This window comes from Secundilactobacillus paracollinoides (assembly GCF_001702155.1).
In the GTDB taxonomy this organism is placed as follows: Bacteria; Bacillota; Bacilli; order Lactobacillales; family Lactobacillaceae; genus Secundilactobacillus; species Secundilactobacillus paracollinoides.
Map to the genome: position 1 here is coordinate 1,562,802 of NZ_CP014912.1, position 22,245 is coordinate 1,585,046.

The window sequence follows — 22,245 nt, forward strand, 5'->3', positions numbered from 1 at the left end:
GAGAAAATGTCGGACTGATTTTGTTTAAAGATAAAACTAACGGTAATGACACATATGGTGGCGGGCGACGCTTAAAGCTAGATATCTCAGATCCAGAAAAATTTGATCACGTTGACTTTAATACCGCTGCTAATTATCCATGTGCGTTGAGTTACTTCTGTACCTGTCCATTTCCACCGGAACAAAATACGTTGCCATTTGAGGTTACGGCGGGAGAGAAAACACCGACTGTTTATTAGGATTAAGAATTAACAGGATTATATAGATTAGTGATTTTAAAGTTAAACACAAAAAGAACCGGTTAATTAAATCCGGTCCTTTTTGTGTTTTTTACGATTATCAGTTTGTAGGTCATAATTCATCCAGTAATCGCAGTGCATTCCGTTCAAAGTACTTTACACCTACCCTAATCAAAGCATCATCTGCTTTAAAATAAGGGTTATGAGCGCTGATTGTTTCACCGTTTCCGATATTGGCGTATACGCCAGGTATCCTTTCTTGGTAACAGGAAAAATCATCGCTGCCTAAGCGCTGTTCCTGTTCATAGACAGTTGCGAACTTGCTGGATTCATCACGCACGATTGCAGTAAGCTTAGCATCGTTATTAACGGATGGATCACCATCATACCAATCAATATCAGCAGCAACCTGATAAGCTTTTGCAGTGTAGTTAACAATGTCTAGAAAACGAGTTTTGATCAATTGGCGTAGTTGTTTGCTGGCGGTGCGAACAGTGCCTTCAAAGAAAGCTGTGTCCGGTAGAATATTCCAGGTGTTGCCCGCAGAAACGTGGGTAATACTTAACACACCTGCTTGAAATGCATCTAGGTTTCGACTTGCAATGCTTTGCAGCGCGTTTATTTCAGCACCTAAGGCAACAATCGGATCTTGACCCTTGTCAGGTGTGGAGGCATGCGTGCCAACGCCGTGAAGTGTCACTTTAAATTTATCAATTGCGCCATTGGTGATGCCTGCTCGAATACCAATATGATCAACGGGATAATTAGGGGTATTGTGAAAACCTAAAATTGCATCCACATCATCAATTTGGCCATCGTTGATTACTTGTAAAGCACCCTCGTTATCTTCCTCAGATAACTGAAATATGAGTTTAACACGTCCTTTTAAATCACGTTCTTGTTGCTTCAATAGGTAAGCAGCTCCTAGCAGCGAGGCCATGTGGGTGTCGTGTCCACATGCGTGCATAACACCAGCATTTTTAGAACTGAAGGCCACACCAGACTTTTCTTGAATCGGGAGCGCGTCAATGTCAGCTCTTAGGGCAATTGTAGGACCGTCAGAATGACCGATTTCTGCAAATACGCCCGTTGCTAATTGGGTAGGTAAAATAGTGATTTCCCAATCGGTAAGTATCTTGGTGATTGTTTTTGTCGTATTAAATTCATGATCTGCCAATTCTGGGTGCTCATGAAAGTAGTGGCGATAGAAAACAAGTCGCTTTTCTAATTCCTCTTTCGATAGCATTGTCATGCATTAAGCCTCCAAATAATTAGAAGTGAATTTCATGTTCTGTTGGTCGGTTCTCTAAGAAAGCAAGGGTGTCATCAAGAGATTCCACGACCATGTTTCTAACGGCATGATCAGTGAAGAAGCCAATGTGCGGAGTTAGTAGCAAATTTGGAATTTGCTTTAGTTCGTTATACAACGGCACAGGTGTTTCATCAGCAAACTTTTGATTAAATACCTGGGTTTCGTTTTCAACGACGTCCAACCCGCCACCGGCAAACTGGTGGTCCAAAAGTGCATCACGAAAAGCAACAGTGTCAATGACAGGACCGCGTGAATCGTTGATGAAGAAGGCACTTGGTTTCAGTTTAGCAAATTCATCTTTGCCCACTAGGTGATGATTCTTTTCGCTGTAATAAACATGAACCGTCACAACATCGGCAATTCGATAAATTTCGTCCTTCGTGGTGTATCTTAGGACACCCTTTAGATCTTCACGAGGTTCAGTGATGTCATTCCCCAAAACAGTGGCGCCTAAAGCATGAAAAATACGTGCTACCGCGCTACCGATTCGACCAACACCAATAATGCCAATTGTTAGTTCAGATAATTCACGAGACCGTAAACCATCAACGACATAGTTATTATCTTGAAAACGGGCCCGGAATTCTGGGATGTGACGAATCAGCTGCATTGCTTGGGTCAGTACTAGTTCAGCGACAGCTCGAGGTGAGTAGGATGGCACATTAGAGACACGAATACCATTCGCCTTTGCCCAATCTAGGTTTAGGGTGTCAATACCTGCAGAACGAGCCGATAGCTGCGAGATGCCGTAAGCGTGTAATTTTTCATATAAGTCTGGTTTGTCAGTGATTAAACTGCGTTGCTTAAAATCAACACCGTCATACCCCTTGGCTAGTGCCACTGTATCGTCATGTAATTCCTCAGTCACGCTGTCAACTTGGATATGGTGTTCTCTTACCCATTCATCAATAAAGGGTTGCTCATCGTCACGGACATGGTAGGCCAGAATTTTTGTCATCATCATTTCTCCAATCAAATTATAAAATATTATCTAATAATATTTTAATCTATTTTTCATATAAAAGCCCCATTTTACAAAATAAAAACGTCCAAATTTAGTGAGCTAAACCGGGCGTTTTATAGTTTTCTGAATGGGTGGTCAGATGGTGTGGTAACTATACTGACCATTTACTGGTATCGGGACCTGAAGGCAGTACGTGCGCAAAATCATGAACATCAACGCTTCCCTGAATGAAGTGTTGTTTGATAGCTTTAAAATTAGTGTTGTTTTTGAAAGCTGGTAAGGCGTAACACTGCTTTGCATATCGCCAGAGATTTGGAAAATCTTCAAGTCGGTTTTGATTTAATTTATTTTGGAAATAGAAAACAAGATCGAAGCGGATGAGGCGGGCAAACAAAAGTAAATCAGAAATCGTGACCGTATCACCAAGTAAGAAATCTTGATCTGATAAGAGATTATCGAATTCCGACAGTTGATTAAAAAATTGAATTGATAGTTTATCATATTCTGCCTGACTTTTGACAGCACCAATTGTATTAATGACATGTGATAAGTTATCAATAATCTTTTGATAATATTCGAGTATTTGTGTTTGTTTGTTTTTAGGGAAAACATCAGGCGCGTCTGCTGCTTCATAGGCTGTCCAAGTTGTGGCGAGTTCTGTCAAAAGGATACCGGAATCGTTATTAACGGCTTTACCAGTTTTGATATCAACCAGTGTTGGCACCGCTGCCCGATCATTAAAGGTAGAATCTGCGTTTCGATAAAGATTAGACAGTCGATTTGTCTTTAAAATTGGGTCTTCATCTGCGTCCTTTTCTCCAAAAAACCAGTCGTTGTCAATACCAGAATGTCGTAATGGGAATACCGGGCTTTTAGCAATCACAGTATCCAGGCCAAGAAGATCAATCAGCATTGAGACGGGAGTCGCCCAGGGACAGAAGGGTCCCCAAACTAATGTGTAGCAATTTGGTTCAACAGGTAATTCACCCGTTGAAAAGCGTTTATTGTAGACATTTTTCTTATTTGCTGCTGGTTGCCAAGCACAGGCAGCAGCTTTGAGAGATTCGCTCATTAACGTTACTTCCTTTTATTTATATTGATAGTATTAGCTGTGAGAAGCATCTATACCAGAGAAGTATTTCTTTGATAATTTACTAAGTGTGCCATCTTTTCTAAGTTCAACGACGGCTTTGTTGAATTTCTTCTGGAGTGCCTTACCGTGTGAGTCCTTCGCAAAGGTAAATGCGATATTTTCGTTGGCATAAGAACCCTTTAATAATTTAAGCGGTAAGTTCTTTTGCTTGATGACAGCCGCAATAATGGTTCCAGAATTGGAGTAACCATCAGTTTTGCCATCAATCACAGAGTTCAAGACGGTATCACGATCATCGTAAGTTTTAATTTTGATTTTAGGATTAAATTTCTTGAGGGCAGTGATTTGGTTTGAACCAGCTGTTTCGGCAATTGTTTTGCCACTAAGTTGATTGATGTTCGTGAGCTTGGAATTCTTCTGAACAGTCACCTGATACTTGAAGTAGGCGTATGGTTTTGAAAAGTAAAATTGCTTTTCTCGTTCTGGTGTAATCGCTGTTGTACTGGCAATTAAATCAGCTTTACCACTTGATACTTGTCCAAAGAGACCGTCAAAACTTGTTGTTGTAAATTTAACTTTGTAACCAAGTTTCTTTGCGGCAGCTCGGGCAACATCGACATCGAATCCAGTTAACTTCCCCTTTGATTTGTAAGAGCTAGGATAACTGACTCCGGTTGTGGCAACAGTCACAGTTTTTTGACTGTTGTTCGACGCCTTTTTTGAACTGGAACTTGATGAACAGCCAGCTAGTATTAACCCTAAGCTAAACACGAGTACTAATGATCCGATTAATTTATTTTTCTTCATTTTATTGCTCCCCTAAATCATAGTTGTATTTTTGTTGTGTGAGACGGCAAATCTAAGGCTATTTTTGGAGACCGCAATATCTCTTAAAGGGTCCCTATTTTTGAGAAGCATCCAATCCCGAGAAGTATTGTTTTGAAATCTTGGCAATCTTTCCCTGACGTTGTAATTTATCAATTGCAGTATTGAATTTCTTTGCTAGCTTTTTACCAGCAGCGTTTTTAGCAAAAGCAAAGCCAACTTTTTGTGAATCAAAGCGACCTTTGAGAATCTTAAGCGGGAGATTCTTTTGTTTGATGGTCGACGCTAGAATTGCACTAGAATGACAATAGCCATCAACCTGCCCAGTTGTAACAGCGTTGATGGCCGAATCACGATCATCAAACGTCCGTAATTTAATTTTCGGGTTTAGCGCCTTAATTGCTTCAATTTGATTAGACCCGGTAACAACGGCAAGCGTTTTTCCACTAAGCTGATTGATGTTTGTCAGTTTTGATTTTTTGCTTACAGCAATTGCATAAGTAAAATACCCATATGGTTTGCTGAAGTAATATTGTCTTTCACGTTGCGGTGTAATGGACACCATATTGGCGACAGCATCGACTTTGCCACTAGAAAGTTGACCAAAGAGGCCGTCAAAACTAGTTGTTTTAAATTTGGCGGTGTAACCAATTTTCTTTGCGGCGGCCGTTGCAACATCAACGTCAAACCCTGTCAACTTACCATTGGACTTGTAAGAAGTCGGGTAGCTCACACCCGTCGTCGCAAAGGTGACTATTTTTTTACTGCTATTGCTTGACGATTTGTTCCCAGAATTAGACGCACATCCAGCCAATACCAGTACTAGACTGAGTAAAACAACTATTGATCCGATTAATCTATTCTTCTTCAATTTGAACAATCCTTGATAAGTTATTTGCTTCGGCCAACACATCATCGATTTTTTCAGAAATACTGCCTAGGTCCTTTGAAGGGTCGGTCCAGTCGGTTAACTGGTCGCGCGTGAAGTTCTGTTTCACGTCGGGTTGCTTATATAAAACGTCCAAGAAGTTTTCGTGTTGTTCAATGGCTTCCATGGCACTGTTGTAAACAAGCTCGTGGGCTGATTGTTTGCCAATAACTGTGCCCAGATTAAACATAATGTGTTCGGCAAAAGGCAGGCCGTTTTGGAGGTTAACGTTGCGCAACATTTGGTCGGTATTAACTTGGAAATCCTTAATGATCGTGGCCGTCAAAGTTAACTGTGTATCTAAGTGGTTGGTGATTTCTGGTAATGCAACCCATTCATTGCGCCAGTGCATCGAGTCGCGTTCGGAGTCAATGATCATCGTTTCTAACATCAAGTCGGCATCCTTAATAATTGGTTGCGTAAGTGCTGCTAAACTTTCAATCAAAGCTGGATTTCGTTTTTGAGGCATCGTTGAAGAGCCAATTTCACCTTTTTTAAACGGTTCGTGAATTTCATCGACTTCAGTTTTCATCAGATTGAATAATTCATGGCCGATTTTTCCGAGTGTTCCTGAATAGATGCCTATAACGGTCGCAAATTCAGCTAATCGGTCACGTGATGATTGCCAAGAAATTGTGGGCACATCTAAGTCTAGATCCGCAAGCACTTTCTTTTCAATTTCTGGTCCTTTTGACCCAAATGCTGCATATGTTCCGATGGCACCGTTAATGTTCCCGACGAAAGTGTGCCGGTCGTTTAATGCAACTAACCGACGATGGTCGCGAACGAGCTCATCTAACCAAACGGCTAATTTAAACCCAAAGGTCGTTGGAATAGCCTGAATACCATGTGTTCGACCAATTTCAATTGTGTTACGATAACGATTTGTCTGCACTTTTAAGATGTCGATGAGTGTCTTGCTGTCTTTAAGTAAGATTGCATAAGCTTGTTTAACTTGAAGAATCGTGCCGGTATCGACAATGTCCTGGGTTGTGACCCCGAAGTGAACGTATTCGCCAGCTTCATCACCAGCCAAGGCTTGAAGTCGATGCACAAGTGCAATTAATGAATGGCGCTTTTCGCGTGTTTCTTTGGCTAAATCGTCGATGTTGAAATTTTCAAACTTTGCAATCGAGACAATTTTATCGGCTGCGGTTCGGGGGATAACATTCAGTTGACCCTCAATTTTGGATAGTGAGGCTTCTACTTTGATTTGACTCTTAATCTTGTTTTCATCACTCCAGATTGATCGGACGGCAGGAGTACTGAAGTTACCTTGAAGTAATGTTGAATCTAATACGTCGGTCAATGAAATTCCTACTCTCTATATTGTTTTAAGTATGTGATTAATTGATTGATACCTGAAGATAGGGTTGCTTTATCAGCAACGAGACTAATTCTAAGATAGCCTTGACCCGCCTCGCCAAATGCACTACCTGGGACAACGGCAACGTGAGCGTTATTTAAAAGTGACTTAGCAAATTGTTTATCATCCGTGATAGTTTCTGGCAGTTGCAGCCAAACGAAAAAAGTTCCTGATGATTGGCTAACGCTGAAATGGTGAGCCTCTAATAGTTGAATCACTGTATTGCGTCGTTCCAAATAAGTGTCACGAAGTTGTTTTCGTTCCTTGATTTGAGTGTCAAGTGCATACTCGCTTGCGTCTTGAACAACGCCAAAAGTACCACCGACAGAATTTTGAATGTAAGCTTTCAGCAACTTAATAATTGAGGCGTTACCCACCGCAAAAGCACTGCGCCAACCAGCCATATTAAATGTTTTAGAGAGGGTATAGATCTCAATACCGGTTTCTTTAGCTCGCTTGCTTTGGAGAAAGCTAGGCGCTTGATGTTCGAAAGAAATATCAGCGTATGCAAAGTCATGAACAATTGCAATGTGATTATCCAGCCCGAATTGAACTACTCTGTCAAAAAGATCTTGCGTGGCGCCAGCTCCAGTTGGGTTATGTGGATAGTTGAGAAACATTAATTGCGAGCGGTCTCTAATAGTCTGCGGAATATTTTCGAGGTCCGGTAAATAATTGTTCTTTTCCAACAAAGGCATTTGCCATTCTTCGGCACCACTCATTGTGATGCCGATGTGGTAACCAAAAAACGCAGGCGTTGGTGTTAGAACGACACCCTCTGGATCAGCAAGGGCCATTGGCAAGGCAGTTAAAGCAGCTGCAGAACCGCTAAAAACTGTAATTTCATCATCTTCAAGAGCAACCTGATATTCACGTTGGTAAAAGTGTTTAATTGATGTCTTTAAAGCCGGTTTACCGCCATATGGCGGGTAACCATGATTGGCTTTGTTGTCTAGGGCTGTTTTTGCTGCTTGGACGACGGGCATAAAAGTGGGTAAATCTGGATTACCACGACCCAGATTCAACACTTCAATGCCCGCTTTTTTTAATTGATTGATATTAGCCTGTTGAATGGCTAAATATTTTTCACCCACGCTCTGCAGACGACGTGACGCGTTGAATTCCATCGGAGTGGACGCCTCCTTCTAATGAATTGATGGCATCGACAACCTCGGCTTCAGTTAAGTGATCATATACTGTTTGAATTCTGACGTTATCTTTAGCAACCATATCGCGGGCAATGGTATGAATTTCGTCTGTGTTGACGGTGAGTCCCAAATCACTTGGTTTTGTTGGTAAGCCAATACCTATGTAAAACTTGGTGAGTTCCTGCAAGTCATCAGTTTCTTGTTCAATTGCAAGTTGTACCAAAACACCAAGTGCTACGATTTCACCGTGAGTCTTGGTTGGATGATGATTAACTTTTAGATAACCATTATGGAAACTATGGGCGGCAACGCTTCGCCCACGAGTTGAAGCAAAACCATCCACGGAGGCAGCAACTAGAAAAATCGTGTCTAATAGATTCTTAAAAGTGTCATCATCAATTGCGTTGGGGTTTTTGATAACCAGTGTCCGTTCTTTTGAGACCTCAATTGTCCGCCTGGCAATATCGAGAATTGCTCCGGCAGCTTCAGGGACGTTTAACCGTCGACGAATCTCGTACCATTTGGCGAGAGTATCGCCAATACCTGATAGCAAATAGTTAGTTGGAGAATGTCTCAGTAAGGTCGGGTCGACCAGTACTAAGGTCACAGCTTGTGGATGGCGTTCTCGACCAATTAATTCGTGCTTTGTTTCAGAATAGACCATACTCTTAGTCGTAATAGAAGCACAGTTAGAAGGCACGGTTGGAATGTTAATGAGATCAATTGTCTTTACGTCGGCAACATTTTTTGCGGTATCAAGCAATTGGCCGCCTCCAAGCGCGACCAACACATCTGAATGAGTGATTTCGGATTCAACTCGTTCAGCTTCAGGGTAAGTGCAGTTGCCGTTAAAAATAATCGTCTTGTGTTTTTCAAAGAAATGGTCTGGTACATAGGGTGAGACGGCTTCGATAACTGCTAGATCAGTTAAAATTACTGGGCTTTTGTAATGCTTTTCAATAATGATTTCATCTAATTGTTTCAGGATCCCGGGTTCGTTAACGTACTCCACGGGACTTAATCGAACTGGTTGCCAAGTCATAGAAAAACCTCCTGATTGCATGTTTTTATAACTCTGATAAAAGGCGCTTTGCGACGTAGTAGTACCAATTGACAGCCGGAGCTAAACCGTTATCATCCAACTTTAAATCGGAATGATGCCAGTCTGAATTGCCGTTACTGCCAACAAATGCAAATACACTTGGGATGCGTTGGCTAAAGAAAGCAAAATCTTCACCGGCATTCGAAGGTTGTGGCCGTACTAAGTTCAAATGTTTCTGTGTTTCGTCTTCAACGATTTTTGTTAGTTTGGCGTCATTGTTGACTACGTCAGGGCCTTCAACCCATTCGATGTTTGCTGTTACGCCAAATGATGCTGCCTGACCGTTGACAATTTCAATGAATTGTTTCTTTGCAACTGCACGGGCATCATGGTCAAACGTTCTTACGGTACCTTCAAACCAGGCCTTTTCTGGCAAAACATTCCAAGTATTGCCCCCATCGATATGAGTGACTGAAACTACAGCAGTCTTTTGGGGGTCTTCATTACGGCTAACAATAGTTTGCAGTGCGTTAACCGTACTGGTGAGCGCAATAATGGGATCTTTACCAAATTGCGGCATTGCAGCGTGGGTCCCAACACCCGTAAAAGTGACTGTAAATTGATCAACTGCAGCCATTAATCCACCAGGTAGCAAGCCAATGTCGCCAGCTTTCAAGTCGGGCTTGTTGTGAAATCCGAAAATAGCATCGATGCCATTAACACCACCAGCATGAACAACTTCCTGTGCACCAACATGGGTTTCCTCAGCGGGTTGAAATACGAGGCGAATGGTGCCTTTTAAACTATCCTGCTCGTCAGCGAGTAATTCAGCAGCGCCGAGCAGGGAGGCCATGTGAAAATCGTGACCACAAGCATGCATCACGCCTTTGTTTTCGGAAGCAAACGATAACCCAGTCGTTTCCTGTATTGGAAGTGCATCGATATCCGAACGAAGGGCAATCACTGGATGACCAGAACCAATTTCAGCGATGACACCGGTGTTTAGACCCTTAGGCGTAATAATGCGATATCCTAGAATTTCGAGTCTTTTTGTAATGTACTTTGTTGTCTCAAATTCATGATCTGAGACCTCTGGGTGTTGATGAAGATAATGACGTGTTTCAATAACAGTTTGGTTAATACTTGTGGCAGTTTTTGCCATGAGTTAAGCTTCCTTTCTAATCGTCGGATGCGACAGTGAGTTAACAAATGAGCTGATTCGTCCTGGTCGTGTTCCTGAAAGGAGATCGTCAGCTGAGCCTTGATCCAAAACTTCACCATTTTCGATGAAAACAGCTTGATCTGCGATTTGACGGGCAAATTCCATTTCATGGGTCACCAGAATCATCGTCACATGTTTGCTTGCGAGATTGGCAATTGTACGGAGGACACTTTCAACGAGTTCAGGATCAAGTGCTGAAGTTGGTTCGTCCAGTAGGATGACCCGCGGATGGATGGCAACTGCACGAGCAATTGAGACTCGTTGCTGTTGACCACCTGACAGAGTCACAGGGTATTGTTCAGCTACTGAGCTAAGACCAACTTGGTCTAAAACGGTTAATGCAGTTTCCTCTGCTTCTTTTTTACTGGCTATACCGTTAAAGATAAGGGGCTTTACCACATTATCTTTGACAGTCATATTTTTGAATAGATTAAACTGTTGAAAGACCATTGCCGAGTTTTGACGTAGGTCACGGATCGTTTTCTTGTTGAGATCACCAGCATTAGCCGTGATATCACCCACTTTTACGCTACCTTCACTGGGTAGTTGCAACAAATTGAGCGTCCGCAACAGCGTTGTTTTGCCAGAACCGCTTGGGCCAACAAAGGCTGTTACTGAGCCTTCTTCGGCTGATAAATTAATGTGTTTCAAAACTTGCTTCTGGCCGATTTTCACTGACAGGTTCTTTACTTCGATTAATGACATTAGCGGTCCTCCTATATGGTTTCTGCAGAGCGTTTTCAAGTAAGTGTTGTAGCCAGGTGTAAACAACGATTAAGATCCAGTAAATAATCCCAACTGCAAGGTAAGTTTCAAAATATTTGAAGGATTCGCCGGCAATCATTTTTCCGTCCCCGAACAATTCAGTGAGACCAAGAGTAAATGCCAACGAAGTTTCCTTAACAAGACTGACAAAGGTGTTCCCGGTTGCTGGTAGGGCATTGATTGTTGCTTGTGGTAAGACAACGTTCAAGAACAGCTTTGATCGACTGATATTCAATGATTGACCTGCTTCGATCTGTCCCTTATCCACGGAGTTGACCGCCGCTCTGAAAATTTCGGCGAGGTAAGATGCTTGTTTGAACCCCAGCCCAATCACCACAGCGACGAAAGCCGATAACCCGCGTAGTGCAGGAAAGATTTGCGGTAATCCGTAGAAAATGATGAAGAGCTGAACAAGTGTCGGCATGCCACGAAATAGTGAGATGTAGAGGTGTGCGAAACCTCTAAAGGGTGCAACTGGTGACAATTGTAACGAGGTTATAAAACCACCAATAAAGATTGCGAGTGCCATGGAAAGAACGGCCATCAGTATCGTAATTGGAATATATGCAGGTAATTGTGTAAAAAGACTAAAAAAGTAATGCCAATCAAAATTCATGATGTTCACCTCTCATTTAAAATCGTTTGCGGCAGAATCTTCTTAAGATAGACATCGTCGATTTGGTGCGTTCGATGATCGTCAAAAATTGAAATCAGATAAGCGGTTTGATGATCCTTGAACTTACGAACGGTATCGATTGTTTGAAAGCCAATCGAGTGATAAAAATCTTGTAACCAAGGGTGTTCAACAGCAGTTCCTAAACTAACGGCCGGGGCGTGCAATTCATCTTTAACAAAGTGAGCAATCACTTGTGTAATGATTTGTTTTGCAAATCCCTGATGTTGGTAAAGTGGATTTGTAGCTACCCAACCGATATGCGGTAATGTAAACGGTCCGGGATTATCAGACCAGGGTAATCGTACGGATGCTGTGGCGGCAATGGTGCCGTCATCGGTTTGCAAAACAAAGGTTGGCGTATTTAAGATATGATCACGAACTTGTTGCTCTGTAATGGTTGAAGCTCCAAAATGAATACCTAAATTAACGTCCGCAGCGTAAGCATTGTGTAAAAGTTGTGTTAGCTCAGTGGTGCTAGTGAGATCTGTGAGTTTTTTGAAGTGCAATCTAAATACCTCCTGTAATTTAATAGCGAATCAATTTCCTTTAACTGCGTTTTCGATTTACTGATAAGTTGAATGACATCAGACGCGAGATCACCGAGCCCGTTGACAAGCTTTTTCTGTAAGTCAGTTTCGTCAAGCGGATTTAGTGGCGATCCCTTGGGATTAATGACCGTAAAGTTAGCGGTTTTATCATCTTGAATGACCTCTAATCTAACTGGTCGAGCCCTTTTATCCTTGCTTGGCAGGTCATGCTGTCGAGAGAATTTGGGTAAATCAGTTTCGAACTTAGGACTAACTCGGAAGTTATCTAAGTCCTCAGTTGAAATATCGCCGTTTTCTAAAACGCACCAAGCAATATATTCAATCGAGAACTTACCTTCTTGACCGGTGAGCGGGTGACTTTTAGTTAATGCCCTGTCACCATTTTCCGGGTAGTGAAAAATAAACTGTGTCGTATTGGATATCCTGATGCCGGCTTCATAAGCTTGACGTGTTGCGTCATAGCCTGAGATGGCAGCGGAACAGAATGGCTTTTGTTTGAACCAGATTCCTGGATTTTCAATTTGTGCGGGTGATAACCAAGAATTACCCCAAGTAGATGGTGTAATCTCAGTTCCAGAAATTGTTTTAAGCCAACCGTTATGGTTATTGAATGGATCTTTAGTTGCAGTTAGACCGCTTTCGGTGAGTTTATAAGCGGCAACAGCATTACGCGCCGCTAGTCCGGCCTGCATTGGTTTAGCGTCACTACCTTCTTGGAACATCATTCCTGAAGCTTGACTCGCTGCAAACGATAGTAGTGTGGCCAACTTGTCTTCAGGTAGTTTTTTATAAACGCCGATTGCCGCAGCTGCAGCTATCGTTCCGATAGTGCCGGTTGAATGCCATCCCTGCAATGCGTGTCCAGGATGGATCGTTCGGCCAATATGACCCGCAAGTTCGACGCCCTGAACGAAGGCTTGGAGCAAGGAACGTAATTTATCCGTTGGATTACTGACTGCAAGCAAGGCCGAAAAGATGACAACACTGGGATGGCCACGAAAATTTGCTTGAACGTCATCGAAGTCAAGGTAGTGTGCGGTGAAGCCATTTAGCAACGCGGCCTGTTCTACTGATAAGTTGCCTTTTTGACCAATAATCAAATACTGATCAGTGTAATGAAGAGATTGTTTCAATTTCTCAACGGCAAGTTCTTTATCAGCGAGGGTTACAGAGGCGAGATAATCTAAAAATGATTTTTTTGCCAGCACTTCAAGCTTGTTTTTTTGATCCTTCGACACTCGTGTTTTTAGTAGTTCTATGATTTCTTCAGTATTTGTTTTACCCATGTTAGTCCTCCTTATAAACGCAAAAATGCTTTCGTCCCTGTTATAGACTTGTATCTATAACAGGGACGAAAGCATCGTGGTACCACCCAGATTCGTGTAATAGCATTATTACACCTCAACAACACAAAAGCATGTTTGGGATTATATCGTATCCTCACGGGTTTTCAGCTTTCACCGGCAACCACAACTCAGAGTTCATCTTCAACCATTGTTCGGTTTCACCTTTTCACTATTGGTGATCACTTTGTACCTACTCCGTGATTTACTCTTCTCTTCAACGTTTATTATTTGCAATTTATTGATTTCTACAATAACGATTCGCTTAGAATATGTCAATAACTTTTAATTAACTTTTAATCGTTAATTCAGCTTGCAGACTATGAAATGCTGATAAAAAGGCTTTTTCTGAACTCGCAAATGTTTTTACAACTGAATGTTGTGTCACTTTCTTAAAAATGACTTAGAATTCTTTTTAAGATAATTTATTTTGTGACGTAAGTATATTCGCCATAATATAGAACAATAGATTGAGAAAATGGATCCTATGTTTGACTATGGCTTTAAAATTCATTGACAATCTCTAATCAAAGCTTAATAATATTCGTGGTTCTTATATCAAACAAAAATTCAAGAAGAGTAGACAACCAAATCGTTCACAGAGAGCTGTGGTGAGGTGGAACACAGCATGGTTTGATTGTCGAAGATGGTCTTGAGTAAATGATTGTCGTTGAGCGACTGTTAAACGACAACGGGTACGCCCGTTATAGCGTTCGGGTATCACTGGTACCCAAAGAGAGACGGCTTGTGAGGGTCGTTTGAATTCAGGTGGTAACGCGAAGCATCTTCGTCCTGACTAAGTGATTAGTCTGGGATGAGGGTGCTTTTTTCGTTTCATCATTTGAGATATAAGTGCGTGAATATTTGGAATGATGCTGACGCCCCTGAAGCCTAGCAAACAGTTTGTGTGATTATTTTAAAAAGGAGACCGTTCATTATGGCAATTGATCCAGCGTTCATTCAACAAATTACGACCTTGCGACATGAATTTCATCAGCATCCTGAGTTGTCCAATCAGGAATTTGAAACAACTAAGAAAATCAGCCAAATACTAACCGACTGGGGAATTGAAGTTGCGGATACCGATTTAGATACGGGGGTGGTTGCCTATATTCGTGGCGCTAAACCGGGTAAACAGGTTACCCTGCGAGCTGATATTGACGCACTTCCAGTCACGGAAGCAACCAATTTACCTTACAGTTCTCAAAATAAGGGTGTGATGCATGCTTGTGGCCACGATCTTCATTTTTTAAGCTTGTTGGGAGCGGCATTCCTTTTACAACAACAGAAGGCTAATATCACGGGGACGATTCAACTTCTGTTCCAACCAGCAGAAGAGGCCGGACATGGCGGCGATCAGGTTCTGGCAAAACATGTTCTGGATGGGACGAGTGCCATTGCCGGATTTCACAATAATCCCAATCTACCCATTGGCACGATTGGATTGAAGCCAGGCGTATTGATGGCAGGATGTTACCACTTTGATATCACCTTGCACGGTGCCGGGTCACATGGTGCGCGTCCGGAAAAAGGGCACGATCCAATCGTTGCCCAAGCAGCAATCGTGTCACAGTTACAGACAATTGTGAGTCGCAACGTCAAGCCGCTGGATACGGTTGTCGTCAGTGTGACACAGGTCCATGGCGGTGAAACCTGGAACGTGTTGCCGGAAACGGTTAAATTGGGCGGCACTGTTCGGACATTTAACGATGAGACAACGCAACTTGTGAAGCGTCGCATGGAAACAATCGTCAATCAAATTGCTGCGGCATTTGGAGAAACTGCCGATTTTGACTGGTCAGTTGGTGCGGTGCCAATTGATAATGAGCCGACACTAACAGAAGTGGTGGCGAAAGAAGCAGAGACGCACGCAAAGGTGATCACCCCAGAAATTTCAATGGCTGGTGAGGATTTTGCTACTTTCCAAACGCAATATCCTGGCGTCTTCGCCTTTATTGGGTCGAATGGCCAGCCGGATGCGGCCGACTGGCATGACCCGAATTTTATTGGCCTGGACGAAACGATTCCAGTTGCGGTTCAGTATTTCTTGGATGCGGCCAAGAGTTTACTTAGTTATGTCAATCAACAAGCTTAAAAGATCATTTTAAATCGGGTTTAGGAGATGGAAGATATGAAAAAATGGCATGTTATTTTAGCAAGTTTAGCGTCACTGGCGCTGGTTGGTACGTTGGCTGGGTGTGGTAATAGTAAAGCGTCATCCTCCAAAAGTAATAGTACGTACAAGTATGGCAGCATCACGATTCCTGCCAAAAACGGGACAATTTGTGGGGCACCAAACTACATTGCCTACGAAAAGGGCTTCTTTAAGAAAAATGGGTTAAAGGCAAAACTGGTTGCCAAGCCAACGGATATCTCAGATTTAGAAGCCGGTTTCGCGAGTGGTAAATACGATGCTTTAAACGGTGACTTTCAATATCTGCCAGCGATTCAAAACGGTGCGCAAATTCAGGCGGCCGGCGGTATTCACCAAGGGTGTATCAGTGTCCTTGTCCCAAAGAATTCCAAAATTAAGTCGGTTAAGGATCTGAAGGGGAAGACCATTGCTACACCTGGTCAAGGCTCAACTGCTCAGTATGTAGCTTCCATCGCGTTGCAACATGCTGGCATCAACCCGCAAACTGGTGTGACATGGAAAACGTACGACTATGATCTGCTGACTAAGGCTGCTGAAAAAGGCCAGGTCGACGCCATTGGGACGGTTGACCCATACGCTTACCAAGCAGAAAAACAGGATGGTTTCCGCGTTATCGTCAACAATAATAACAGCAGTAATTCTCAAAAGATGGCTGATATGGGGATGAAGAAGAGCGGTTCTTGCTGCTACTTATACCTCTCCAACAAACTGACCAAGGACAACAAGTCCAAGGCTAACGCCATCGTGAAGTCATACGCCGAAGCTGCGCAATGGATCAACAAGCACCCACAACAAACCGCTAAGATTTTGCTCAACAAGAAGTATGTCGCCAAGACGAAGTTCGTTAACGAACAGAACGTTACCAACTTGATCAAGCAATATCACTTTGGGCTGAAGAAAGCTTCCGGTAAAGCGGATGTGACGTACTACGCAAAGCAACTTAAACAAGCTGGCTTTTTGAAGAAGGATACCAACGTCAAGAAATTGGTTGAACAAGCTTATTACACAGGCAAATAAGGTAAATTGGCATGACAAAGACGTTTGAACCAGAAAAATTAAAACAATTTGCAAAAACGGTTTTTGAACAGTATGGCTTTAATGCCAACGACAGTGGCACGATTGCATCAAGCTTAGTCGACGCAGATATGCGTGGTATTGCGTCGCACGGGATGCAACGACTCGGGATGTACGTGAGAAAACTTAATCACGGAGATATTCTACCGGATCGACATGGCACGATTTTAAAAGAAACGGCTAGTTCAGTCCTGATCGATGGTGAACATGGGATGGGACAACTGATTGCCTCACAAGCCACTCACCTGGCAATCACAAAGGCGTCCCAGACTGGCATCAGTGTTGTCAGCGTCCGAAATTCCAATCATTTTGGAGCTGCGGGCTACTATGTTCGCCAAATAAGTCGGGCTGGGTTGATCGGTATCAGTATGACAAATACAAATCCGCTAACCGTTCCGACACATGCTAAGGATGCATTCCTTGGCAGCAATCCCATCGCATTTGGCATGCCCACTGAAACGGACGACTTTGTCTTTGACGCCGCAACATCGACTGTTTCGTTTGGCAAGTTTGAGGTGCTCATGCAGCGTCACCAAGCCGTACCAGGTGACTGGGCAATTGATGAGACTGGTGCAGTGACCCATGATCCAGGCAAACTTGTTGCTAACATGCAACACCCCAAACGATTAGGCGGCGTCTTACCACTTGGTGGTTTGGATGAAACAAATGCTGGATATAAGGGCTATGGGCTAACTTTGCTGGTCGAGATATTAACCGGAGTGCTGGCTCAGGGACCACTTTCGGTAGATATGGGAAGTGGCCAGCGCGGCATTAGTCACTTTTTTCTGGCACTTGACCCTAAATTGTTTGGTGAACCTTTGGCAATTCAGACACGACTCAGCGACTTACTGAACCGATTGAGAGCCCTACCGCCTTTGACGGATGCGCAACCCGTTCTTGTGCCAGGTGATCCAGAAATTGCAAGTTATCGCAGACATCAGACAGCAGGAATTTCACTTGAGGATGAAACGATTACGGTGCTGAATACCATTGCCAACAGTCTTCATCTTGATGCACAACAGTTTGAATTTTAGGAGTGAGCCAGAATGGTTGAAGAACATTTTGATACACAGCGCCTTCATGCGGGCTATGACTGGTCGAAACATCAGTATGCCTCGTCGGTGCCGATATATGCCACTGCAGCGTTTGGCCTTGAAAATTTTGATAATGGGTTAAAAGTTGTTTCCGGGCAAAAGAAAGAATTCAGTTACTCGCGGGTCTCAAATCCCACGACAGAGGTCTTTGAAAATCGAATCGCGGCACTTGAAGGCGGGGTTGGGGCTGTTGCGCTTGGTTCCGGGATGGCTGCGATTACGTACACCATTTTTAATGTTGCAGAGGGCGGTGGTCATGTACTAGCGCCGTCTAACATTTATGGCGGGAGTCTTGACGAGTTTCGGACGCTATTTCCAAAGTTTGGGATCACGGTCGATTTTTATGATGACGTGAACGATTTGACGAGTATCCAAAATCAGATAACGGCGGACACGAAAGCCATTTATGCCGAAAGTGTGGCCAACCCAAGTACTGAAATTACGGATGTGGCAGGTCTCGCTGACATTGCCCATACCGCTGGGATTCCATTGATCATTGATAACACATTTCCAACGCCATATTTGTTTAAACCTTTTGAATTCGGTGCGGATATTTCAATTTACTCGTCGACAAAGGGCATCAATGGGCATGGTAATGTGATTGGCGGCCTTGTCGTTGACAACGGGAAGTTTGATTGGTCCAGCGATAAGTTCCCCCAATTGAATGAATCGGAGTTTATTTTGACGGATGATGCACATCCAAACGGTCAAAGCTTTGTCGAAAAGTTTGGTAGTAAAGCATTTATCTCCCGTATTCGGATGAAATATCTCAGGCTGATGGGTGCCGTTCTCAGTCCTGTTGAAGCGTACATGTCGCTCATTGGGCTTGAAACGATTTCAGAACGGGTGACGAAAGAGGTTGCCAGTGCAACTAAAATCGCGAAGTACCTTCAGGAAAATAGCCACGTTAAGCGGGTTTATTATTCAGGACTTGATACTGAAAACAGCCTCGTTAAAAAATACTATCCACATGGCATTGGCGCGATCCTGGCATTTGAAGTTGCGGGCGGTATTGCTCAGATTCGTGACATTATCAACGGCGTTCAAATCTTCAGCTATTTGCCAAATGTTGGGGATGCTAAGTCATTAATTGTGAACCCGACGAAGACAACTCACCGTGAGATTCCAGAAGAAATTCGAGCTAAACATGCACTGAATGACAATGTGATCCGATTATCGATTGGGTTAGAGGATGTTGATGATTTGATTGCGGATCTGGATCAGGCCATTTCCGGTGCGTTTAACGACTGATAAGAATACTGAATTTGGGAACTAGAAAGGATTCGAAATATGCAAATACGTCACTTTACTCCAGAAGACTATGACGAAGCGTATGCGCTTTGGGAAAAGACACCTGGAATGAATTTAGGGTCGCTGAATAACACGTACGCGGGAATCAAATCTGTGGTCGATCATAATCCAACATTGTGTTTTGCCGCAATTGACAACGATGGCGCAATTATTGGGACCATTTTAGGCGGTACGGATGGTCGCAAAGGCTACCTGTATCACACCGCAATTGCGGATGGGCATCGTGGTCAACACATTGGCACTACGCTCATTCACAAAGTTTTGGCAGAATTTAAGCAGCAAGAAATTGAGAAAATAGGGTTGTTTACAACCAACGATAATGTGGACGGCAGAGCGTTCTGGGAACACCTTGGGTTTAAGCAACGCACAGATATAACGTATTTAGACATCGATTTAGATCAGTCTTAGGAGGTTAGTGATTATGGCAGAATTCGATACGCAACTGGTACATGGCACGCCACAACATGACAACGACACGGGGGCGGTCAATGTGCCTATCTATGCATCTTCAACGTACATTTTTCCAACGGTCGACTCGCAGGTGAAATGGGATTATGCGCGTTCGGGTAATCCAACTCGAAACTACTTAGAAGATCAAATTGCAACGCTAGAAGGTGGTGTTAAGGGATTTGCCTTTTCATCAGGCCTAGCAGCCATTCACGCCACCCTCGCTATCTTTTCTCCAGGCGATCATATTGTGATTGGCAACACCGTCTATGGCGGGACGTTTCGGTTGATTACCCAGTTCTTTAAACGCTGGCAGCTCGAATTTACGGCGGTGGATACTCAGGATACCAAAGCAGTTGAAGCCGCCATTCAGCCCAATACAAAGGCAATCTACTTTGAAACATGTACGAATCCACTCTTAAAAGTCACGAGTGTCAAAGCCATTGCTGCTATTGCGAAAGCTCATAACCTACTAACCATTGTGGACAATACGTTTTTAACGCCTTACCTGCAGCGCCCGCTAACATTGGGAGCAGATATTGTCGTTCACTCAGCCACCAAGTATCTTGGGGGACACTCCGATGTTGTTGCCGGCCTTGTTGTTGCAAAAACACAGGCGCTAGCTGATCGTATCTATTTCAATCAAAACGGGATCGGTTCGATCCTATCGCCTGAAAATGCTGCTCAAATTCGGCGCGGTATTCAAACCCTTGCTGTTCGGTTAGACCGTCATCTGAGTAATGCCGCCAAAATTGTCGCCTTTTTACAAGAGCGAGATGAAGTTTCAAAAATCTATTATCCGGGCGTTCCAGGGTCAAAGGATTACGACATTGCGAAGGCTGAAACAAATGGGTTTGGCGGTATTATCAGTTTTGAATTGAAGGCTGGTCTTGATGCAAAGAAATTTGTAGAAAGTTTGTCACTCATCCAGTTAGCCGTGAGCCTTGGTGCGGTGGAAAGTCTGATCGAGTTACCGTACAAAATGACACATGCTGAATTGTCAGATGCACAACAGTTAGCCGTTGGGATTACTCACCAATTAGTGCGGTTATCGGTAGGGATTGAGGATCCTAGGGATTTGATTGGGGATTTAAAACAAGGTTTGGACCAGTTATAACGGAGGTGATAGGATGCATGAAATTTCTAATTTAGTAAAGCCTCGTTTAAATCAAATTCCATCCTCTTTGATTCGGCGCGTCAATCAAAAGTATGGGGCGATTAAGGATATTGTTAAGTTGACGATTGGTGAGCCTGATTTTGTCACCCCAGACCATATTAAATTAGCAGCCATTCAAAGTATCCTTGATAATCATAGTCATTACGCACCTAATCGTGGGACTGCTGGACTTTTACAAGCAATTAGTGATTATTTGTTACGGCGATATCAACTCACCTATAACCCGCAAAGTCAGCTAATTGTGACAAATGGGGCTACTGAAGCCATTAGCACTGTGATCAATGGCATGATTGGACCAAACGATGTGGTTTTGATTCCGTCACCAGCTTTTAGTCTGTATGAAACGGTGACGTTACAAAATGGTGGGGTACCGGTGACTATCGATACCAGTCAAAATGACTTTAAGTTAACTCCCGCCGTTTTAAAATCGTATCTCGAGACTTATGCTGGTCGCGTTAAACTTGTTGTTTTGAATTATCCAAATAATCCCACGGGCGTGACGTTGACATCTGTTGAGCTTCAAGCCTTAGCTGCCGTTTTAAAAACGTATGACGTCGCAGTGTTAAGTGATGAAGTGTATAGCGAACTGTCTTACAGCGTAGATCATGTTTCTATTGCAAGTCTTTTGCCTGATCAGACGCTCTATATAAATGGTGTTTCAAAGGCATATGCGATGACTGGTTGGCGTGTTGGCTATTTAGCTGGCCAGACTGACGTGATTGGCCTACTTGCAAAGGTGCATCAAGCTAACGTTGCGACCATTGGCTCGCTCAATATGGATGCTGCTACTGAAGCATTTCTTAACGGCGATGGCGATCCAAGAAGGATGAAGGCAATCTACGAGGAACGACAACGTTACCTGACTCACGCGTTAATAGCATTAGGCTATCAGTTCGTCGAGCCACAGGGTGCTTTCTATGTGTATGTTGAAGTTCCGGCAACCTTTACAGGAAGCGCGAATGATTACACGGATCTGCTGGCTGAAAAAGCAAAAATAGCAACGGTACCTGGTGAGGCCTTCGAGTCCGGTGGGTCGCACTATTTTAGAATCAGCTATGCGACGAGTCTGGATAATCTTAAATTGGCTGTGAGCCGATTGACCCAATTTGTTAACACGCAGTCTGTGAAACAATAACTTACTTTGAGTAGGCGGCTGGTAAGTCGTTTACTCTGACATACATACGATATTATTGAATTGATTTATTAAGATTAGTGGTGAAAAAATAGAGTGTGTTATTGTGCCGGAATGTAAATACGTATTAACATGTTTTAAAATTATCACTTATCACCTGATATCACTGATTTTCAAGGAAATCTAAAATTGCATGTTGACAAATGTACACATTGCATTATAATTTAACCATATTTTAATATTAAACACGCAGTGATGAGATAAGTAGATTTATCGTATCCATTTTAGAGAGCCGGGAGCGGTGAAAGCCGGTATGGGTGCAGAATCGAAGATGGTCTTTGAGCGTCCAGAGCCGAATAGTTAAGTTCTGGCGGTTGTCCTCGA

At 43.1% G+C, this 22,245-nt stretch carries 20 protein-coding genes, 1 pseudogene and 2 other annotated features (1 of these 23 cut by a window edge); of the genes and pseudogenes, 8 read left to right on the forward strand and 13 right to left on the reverse strand.

The window, feature by feature from the left end:
* Window positions 1-8 precede the first annotated feature (8 nt).
* Window positions 9-239, forward strand: a pseudogene (locus AYR61_RS15695) (DUF1684 domain-containing protein); the annotation flags it as partial.
* Between the two features lie 112 nt (window positions 240-351).
* Here the strand turns inward: AYR61_RS15695 and AYR61_RS06540 are convergent.
* The 13 genes from AYR61_RS06540 to AYR61_RS06600 all read right to left on the reverse strand — a co-directional run bounded on the left by AYR61_RS06540 (window position 352) and on the right by AYR61_RS06600 (window position 13,414).
* On the reverse strand, window positions 352-1,491 hold the full coding sequence (locus AYR61_RS06540) for an amidohydrolase (protein ID WP_054711228.1): 1,140 nt from the start codon (window positions 1,489-1,491) through the stop codon (window positions 352-354).
* Window positions 1,492-1,510: 19 nt separating this feature from the next.
* Window positions 1,511-2,509 carry an NAD(P)-dependent oxidoreductase gene (locus AYR61_RS06545; protein WP_065902228.1) on the reverse strand — a complete coding sequence of 333 codons (999 nt, stop codon included), beginning with the start codon at window positions 2,507-2,509 and terminating at the stop codon, window positions 1,511-1,513.
* Window positions 2,510-2,666: 157 nt separating this feature from the next.
* Window positions 2,667-3,587, reverse strand: a complete 921-nt coding sequence (locus AYR61_RS06550) for a glutathione S-transferase C-terminal domain-containing protein (protein ID WP_056987539.1) — start codon at window positions 3,585-3,587, stop codon at window positions 2,667-2,669.
* Between the two features lie 33 nt (window positions 3,588-3,620).
* Window positions 3,621-4,415 carry a transporter substrate-binding domain-containing protein gene (locus AYR61_RS06555; RefSeq protein ID WP_054711230.1) on the reverse strand — a complete coding sequence of 265 codons (795 nt, stop codon included), beginning with the start codon at window positions 4,413-4,415 and terminating at the stop codon, window positions 3,621-3,623.
* Between the two features lie 94 nt (window positions 4,416-4,509).
* A complete protein-coding gene (locus tag AYR61_RS06560; RefSeq protein WP_082409313.1) occupies window positions 4,510-5,304 on the reverse strand; it encodes a transporter substrate-binding domain-containing protein in 795 nt (264 codons plus the stop codon).
* Entirely contained in the window at window positions 5,291-6,670 is a 1,380-nt protein-coding gene (locus AYR61_RS06565; RefSeq protein ID WP_065902231.1) for a class-II fumarase/aspartase family protein, read from the reverse strand. The genes AYR61_RS06560 and AYR61_RS06565 overlap by 14 nt, the downstream gene beginning before the upstream one ends.
* An 8-nt stretch (window positions 6,671-6,678) precedes the next feature.
* Entirely contained in the window at window positions 6,679-7,854 is a 1,176-nt protein-coding gene (locus tag AYR61_RS06570) for an aminotransferase class I/II-fold pyridoxal phosphate-dependent enzyme (protein ID WP_065902232.1), read from the reverse strand.
* Window positions 7,814-8,917, reverse strand: a complete 1,104-nt coding sequence (locus AYR61_RS06575) for an iron-containing alcohol dehydrogenase family protein (RefSeq protein ID WP_065902233.1) — start codon at window positions 8,915-8,917, stop codon at window positions 7,814-7,816. Before AYR61_RS06575 ends, AYR61_RS06570 begins: the two co-directional genes overlap by 41 nt.
* 25 nt (window positions 8,918-8,942) lie before the next feature.
* Window positions 8,943-10,079 carry an amidohydrolase gene (locus tag AYR61_RS06580; RefSeq protein ID WP_056987541.1) on the reverse strand — a complete coding sequence of 379 codons (1,137 nt, stop codon included), beginning with the start codon at window positions 10,077-10,079 and terminating at the stop codon, window positions 8,943-8,945.
* A 3-nt stretch (window positions 10,080-10,082) separates the two neighbouring features.
* Window positions 10,083-10,844, reverse strand: coding sequence for an amino acid ABC transporter ATP-binding protein (locus AYR61_RS06585; protein WP_054711241.1), 762 nt, complete (start codon window positions 10,842-10,844; stop codon window positions 10,083-10,085).
* Window positions 10,777-11,520, reverse strand: a complete 744-nt coding sequence (locus AYR61_RS06590) for an amino acid ABC transporter permease (protein WP_065902235.1) — start codon at window positions 11,518-11,520, stop codon at window positions 10,777-10,779. The genes AYR61_RS06585 and AYR61_RS06590 overlap by 68 nt, the downstream gene beginning before the upstream one ends.
* A gap of 5 nt (window positions 11,521-11,525) precedes the next feature.
* Window positions 11,526-12,086 carry a GNAT family N-acetyltransferase gene (locus AYR61_RS06595; RefSeq protein ID WP_054711246.1) on the reverse strand — a complete coding sequence of 187 codons (561 nt, stop codon included), beginning with the start codon at window positions 12,084-12,086 and terminating at the stop codon, window positions 11,526-11,528.
* The gene (locus tag AYR61_RS06600) at window positions 12,041-13,414 is read right to left on the reverse strand and encodes an MmgE/PrpD family protein (RefSeq protein ID WP_054711248.1); all 1,374 of its coding nucleotides are present in this window, start codon (window positions 13,412-13,414) and stop codon (window positions 12,041-12,043) included. The genes AYR61_RS06595 and AYR61_RS06600 overlap by 46 nt, the downstream gene beginning before the upstream one ends.
* A 621-nt stretch (window positions 13,415-14,035) precedes the next feature.
* Window positions 14,036-14,269: a binding site (T-box leader), on the forward strand.
* 139 nt (window positions 14,270-14,408) lie between these two features.
* On the opposite strand from AYR61_RS06600, the gene AYR61_RS06605 reads away from it, so the two are divergent.
* From AYR61_RS06605 to AYR61_RS06635, 7 genes are read left to right on the forward strand one after another with little or no spacing between them, the layout of a single operon-like run.
* Complete coding sequence (locus AYR61_RS06605) at window positions 14,409-15,566, forward strand: amidohydrolase (protein ID WP_083220042.1); 1,158 nt, start codon at window positions 14,409-14,411, stop codon at window positions 15,564-15,566.
* A gap of 36 nt (window positions 15,567-15,602) precedes the next feature.
* The gene (locus AYR61_RS06610) at window positions 15,603-16,643 is read left to right on the forward strand and encodes an ABC transporter substrate-binding protein (RefSeq protein ID WP_056987542.1); all 1,041 of its coding nucleotides are present in this window, start codon (window positions 15,603-15,605) and stop codon (window positions 16,641-16,643) included.
* Between the two features lie 11 nt (window positions 16,644-16,654).
* Window positions 16,655-17,734 (forward strand): Ldh family oxidoreductase, encoded by a 1,080-nt coding sequence (locus AYR61_RS06615; RefSeq protein WP_065902237.1) that lies wholly within the window; start codon window positions 16,655-16,657, stop codon window positions 17,732-17,734.
* A 12-nt stretch (window positions 17,735-17,746) separates the two neighbouring features.
* Window positions 17,747-19,045, forward strand: coding sequence for an O-acetylhomoserine aminocarboxypropyltransferase/cysteine synthase family protein (locus AYR61_RS06620; RefSeq protein WP_054711250.1), 1,299 nt, complete (start codon window positions 17,747-17,749; stop codon window positions 19,043-19,045).
* Between the two features lie 39 nt (window positions 19,046-19,084).
* A complete protein-coding gene (locus AYR61_RS06625) occupies window positions 19,085-19,513 on the forward strand; it encodes a GNAT family N-acetyltransferase (RefSeq protein WP_054711252.1) in 429 nt (142 codons plus the stop codon).
* A gap of 13 nt (window positions 19,514-19,526) precedes the next feature.
* Entirely contained in the window at window positions 19,527-20,669 is a 1,143-nt protein-coding gene (locus tag AYR61_RS06630; RefSeq protein WP_065902239.1) for a trans-sulfuration enzyme family protein, read from the forward strand.
* A gap of 13 nt (window positions 20,670-20,682) precedes the next feature.
* Window positions 20,683-21,864 carry an aminotransferase class I/II-fold pyridoxal phosphate-dependent enzyme gene (locus tag AYR61_RS06635; protein WP_065902241.1) on the forward strand — a complete coding sequence of 394 codons (1,182 nt, stop codon included), beginning with the start codon at window positions 20,683-20,685 and terminating at the stop codon, window positions 21,862-21,864.
* Between the two features lie 240 nt (window positions 21,865-22,104).
* Window positions 22,105-22,245: a binding site (T-box leader), on the forward strand (it continues 102 nt past the right edge of the window).

What these genes read in the sequence shown, in the direction of transcription:
- AYR61_RS06605 (WP_083220042.1), top strand. Translation starts at nt 14,409, where the DNA reads ATGGCAATTGATCCAGCGTTCATTCAACAAATTACGACCTTGCGACAT.
- AYR61_RS06555 (WP_054711230.1), bottom strand. Translation starts at nt 4,415, where the DNA reads ATGAAGAAAAATAAATTAATCGGATCATTAGTACTCGTGTTTAGCTTA.
- AYR61_RS06620 (WP_054711250.1), top strand. Translation starts at nt 17,747, where the DNA reads ATGGTTGAAGAACATTTTGATACACAGCGCCTTCATGCGGGCTATGAC.
- AYR61_RS06615 (WP_065902237.1), top strand. Translation starts at nt 16,655, where the DNA reads ATGACAAAGACGTTTGAACCAGAAAAATTAAAACAATTTGCAAAAACG.
- AYR61_RS06590 (WP_065902235.1), bottom strand. Translation starts at nt 11,520, where the DNA reads ATGAATTTTGATTGGCATTACTTTTTTAGTCTTTTTACACAATTACCT.
- AYR61_RS06550 (WP_056987539.1), bottom strand. Translation starts at nt 3,587, where the DNA reads ATGAGCGAATCTCTCAAAGCTGCTGCCTGTGCTTGGCAACCAGCAGCA.
- AYR61_RS06580 (WP_056987541.1), bottom strand. Translation starts at nt 10,079, where the DNA reads ATGGCAAAAACTGCCACAAGTATTAACCAAACTGTTATTGAAACACGT.
- AYR61_RS06600 (WP_054711248.1), bottom strand. Translation starts at nt 13,414, where the DNA reads ATGGGTAAAACAAATACTGAAGAAATCATAGAACTACTAAAAACACGA.
- AYR61_RS06575 (WP_065902233.1), bottom strand. Translation starts at nt 8,917, where the DNA reads ATGACTTGGCAACCAGTTCGATTAAGTCCCGTGGAGTACGTTAACGAA.
- AYR61_RS06625 (WP_054711252.1), top strand. Translation starts at nt 19,085, where the DNA reads ATGCAAATACGTCACTTTACTCCAGAAGACTATGACGAAGCGTATGCG.
- AYR61_RS06545 (WP_065902228.1), bottom strand. Translation starts at nt 2,509, where the DNA reads ATGACAAAAATTCTGGCCTACCATGTCCGTGACGATGAGCAACCCTTT.
- AYR61_RS06585 (WP_054711241.1), bottom strand. Translation starts at nt 10,844, where the DNA reads ATGTCATTAATCGAAGTAAAGAACCTGTCAGTGAAAATCGGCCAGAAG.
- AYR61_RS06630 (WP_065902239.1), top strand. Translation starts at nt 19,527, where the DNA reads ATGGCAGAATTCGATACGCAACTGGTACATGGCACGCCACAACATGAC.
- AYR61_RS06610 (WP_056987542.1), top strand. Translation starts at nt 15,603, where the DNA reads ATGAAAAAATGGCATGTTATTTTAGCAAGTTTAGCGTCACTGGCGCTG.
- AYR61_RS06540 (WP_054711228.1), bottom strand. Translation starts at nt 1,491, where the DNA reads ATGACAATGCTATCGAAAGAGGAATTAGAAAAGCGACTTGTTTTCTAT.
- AYR61_RS06635 (WP_065902241.1), top strand. Translation starts at nt 20,683, where the DNA reads ATGCATGAAATTTCTAATTTAGTAAAGCCTCGTTTAAATCAAATTCCA.
- AYR61_RS06570 (WP_065902232.1), bottom strand. Translation starts at nt 7,854, where the DNA reads ATGGAATTCAACGCGTCACGTCGTCTGCAGAGCGTGGGTGAAAAATAT.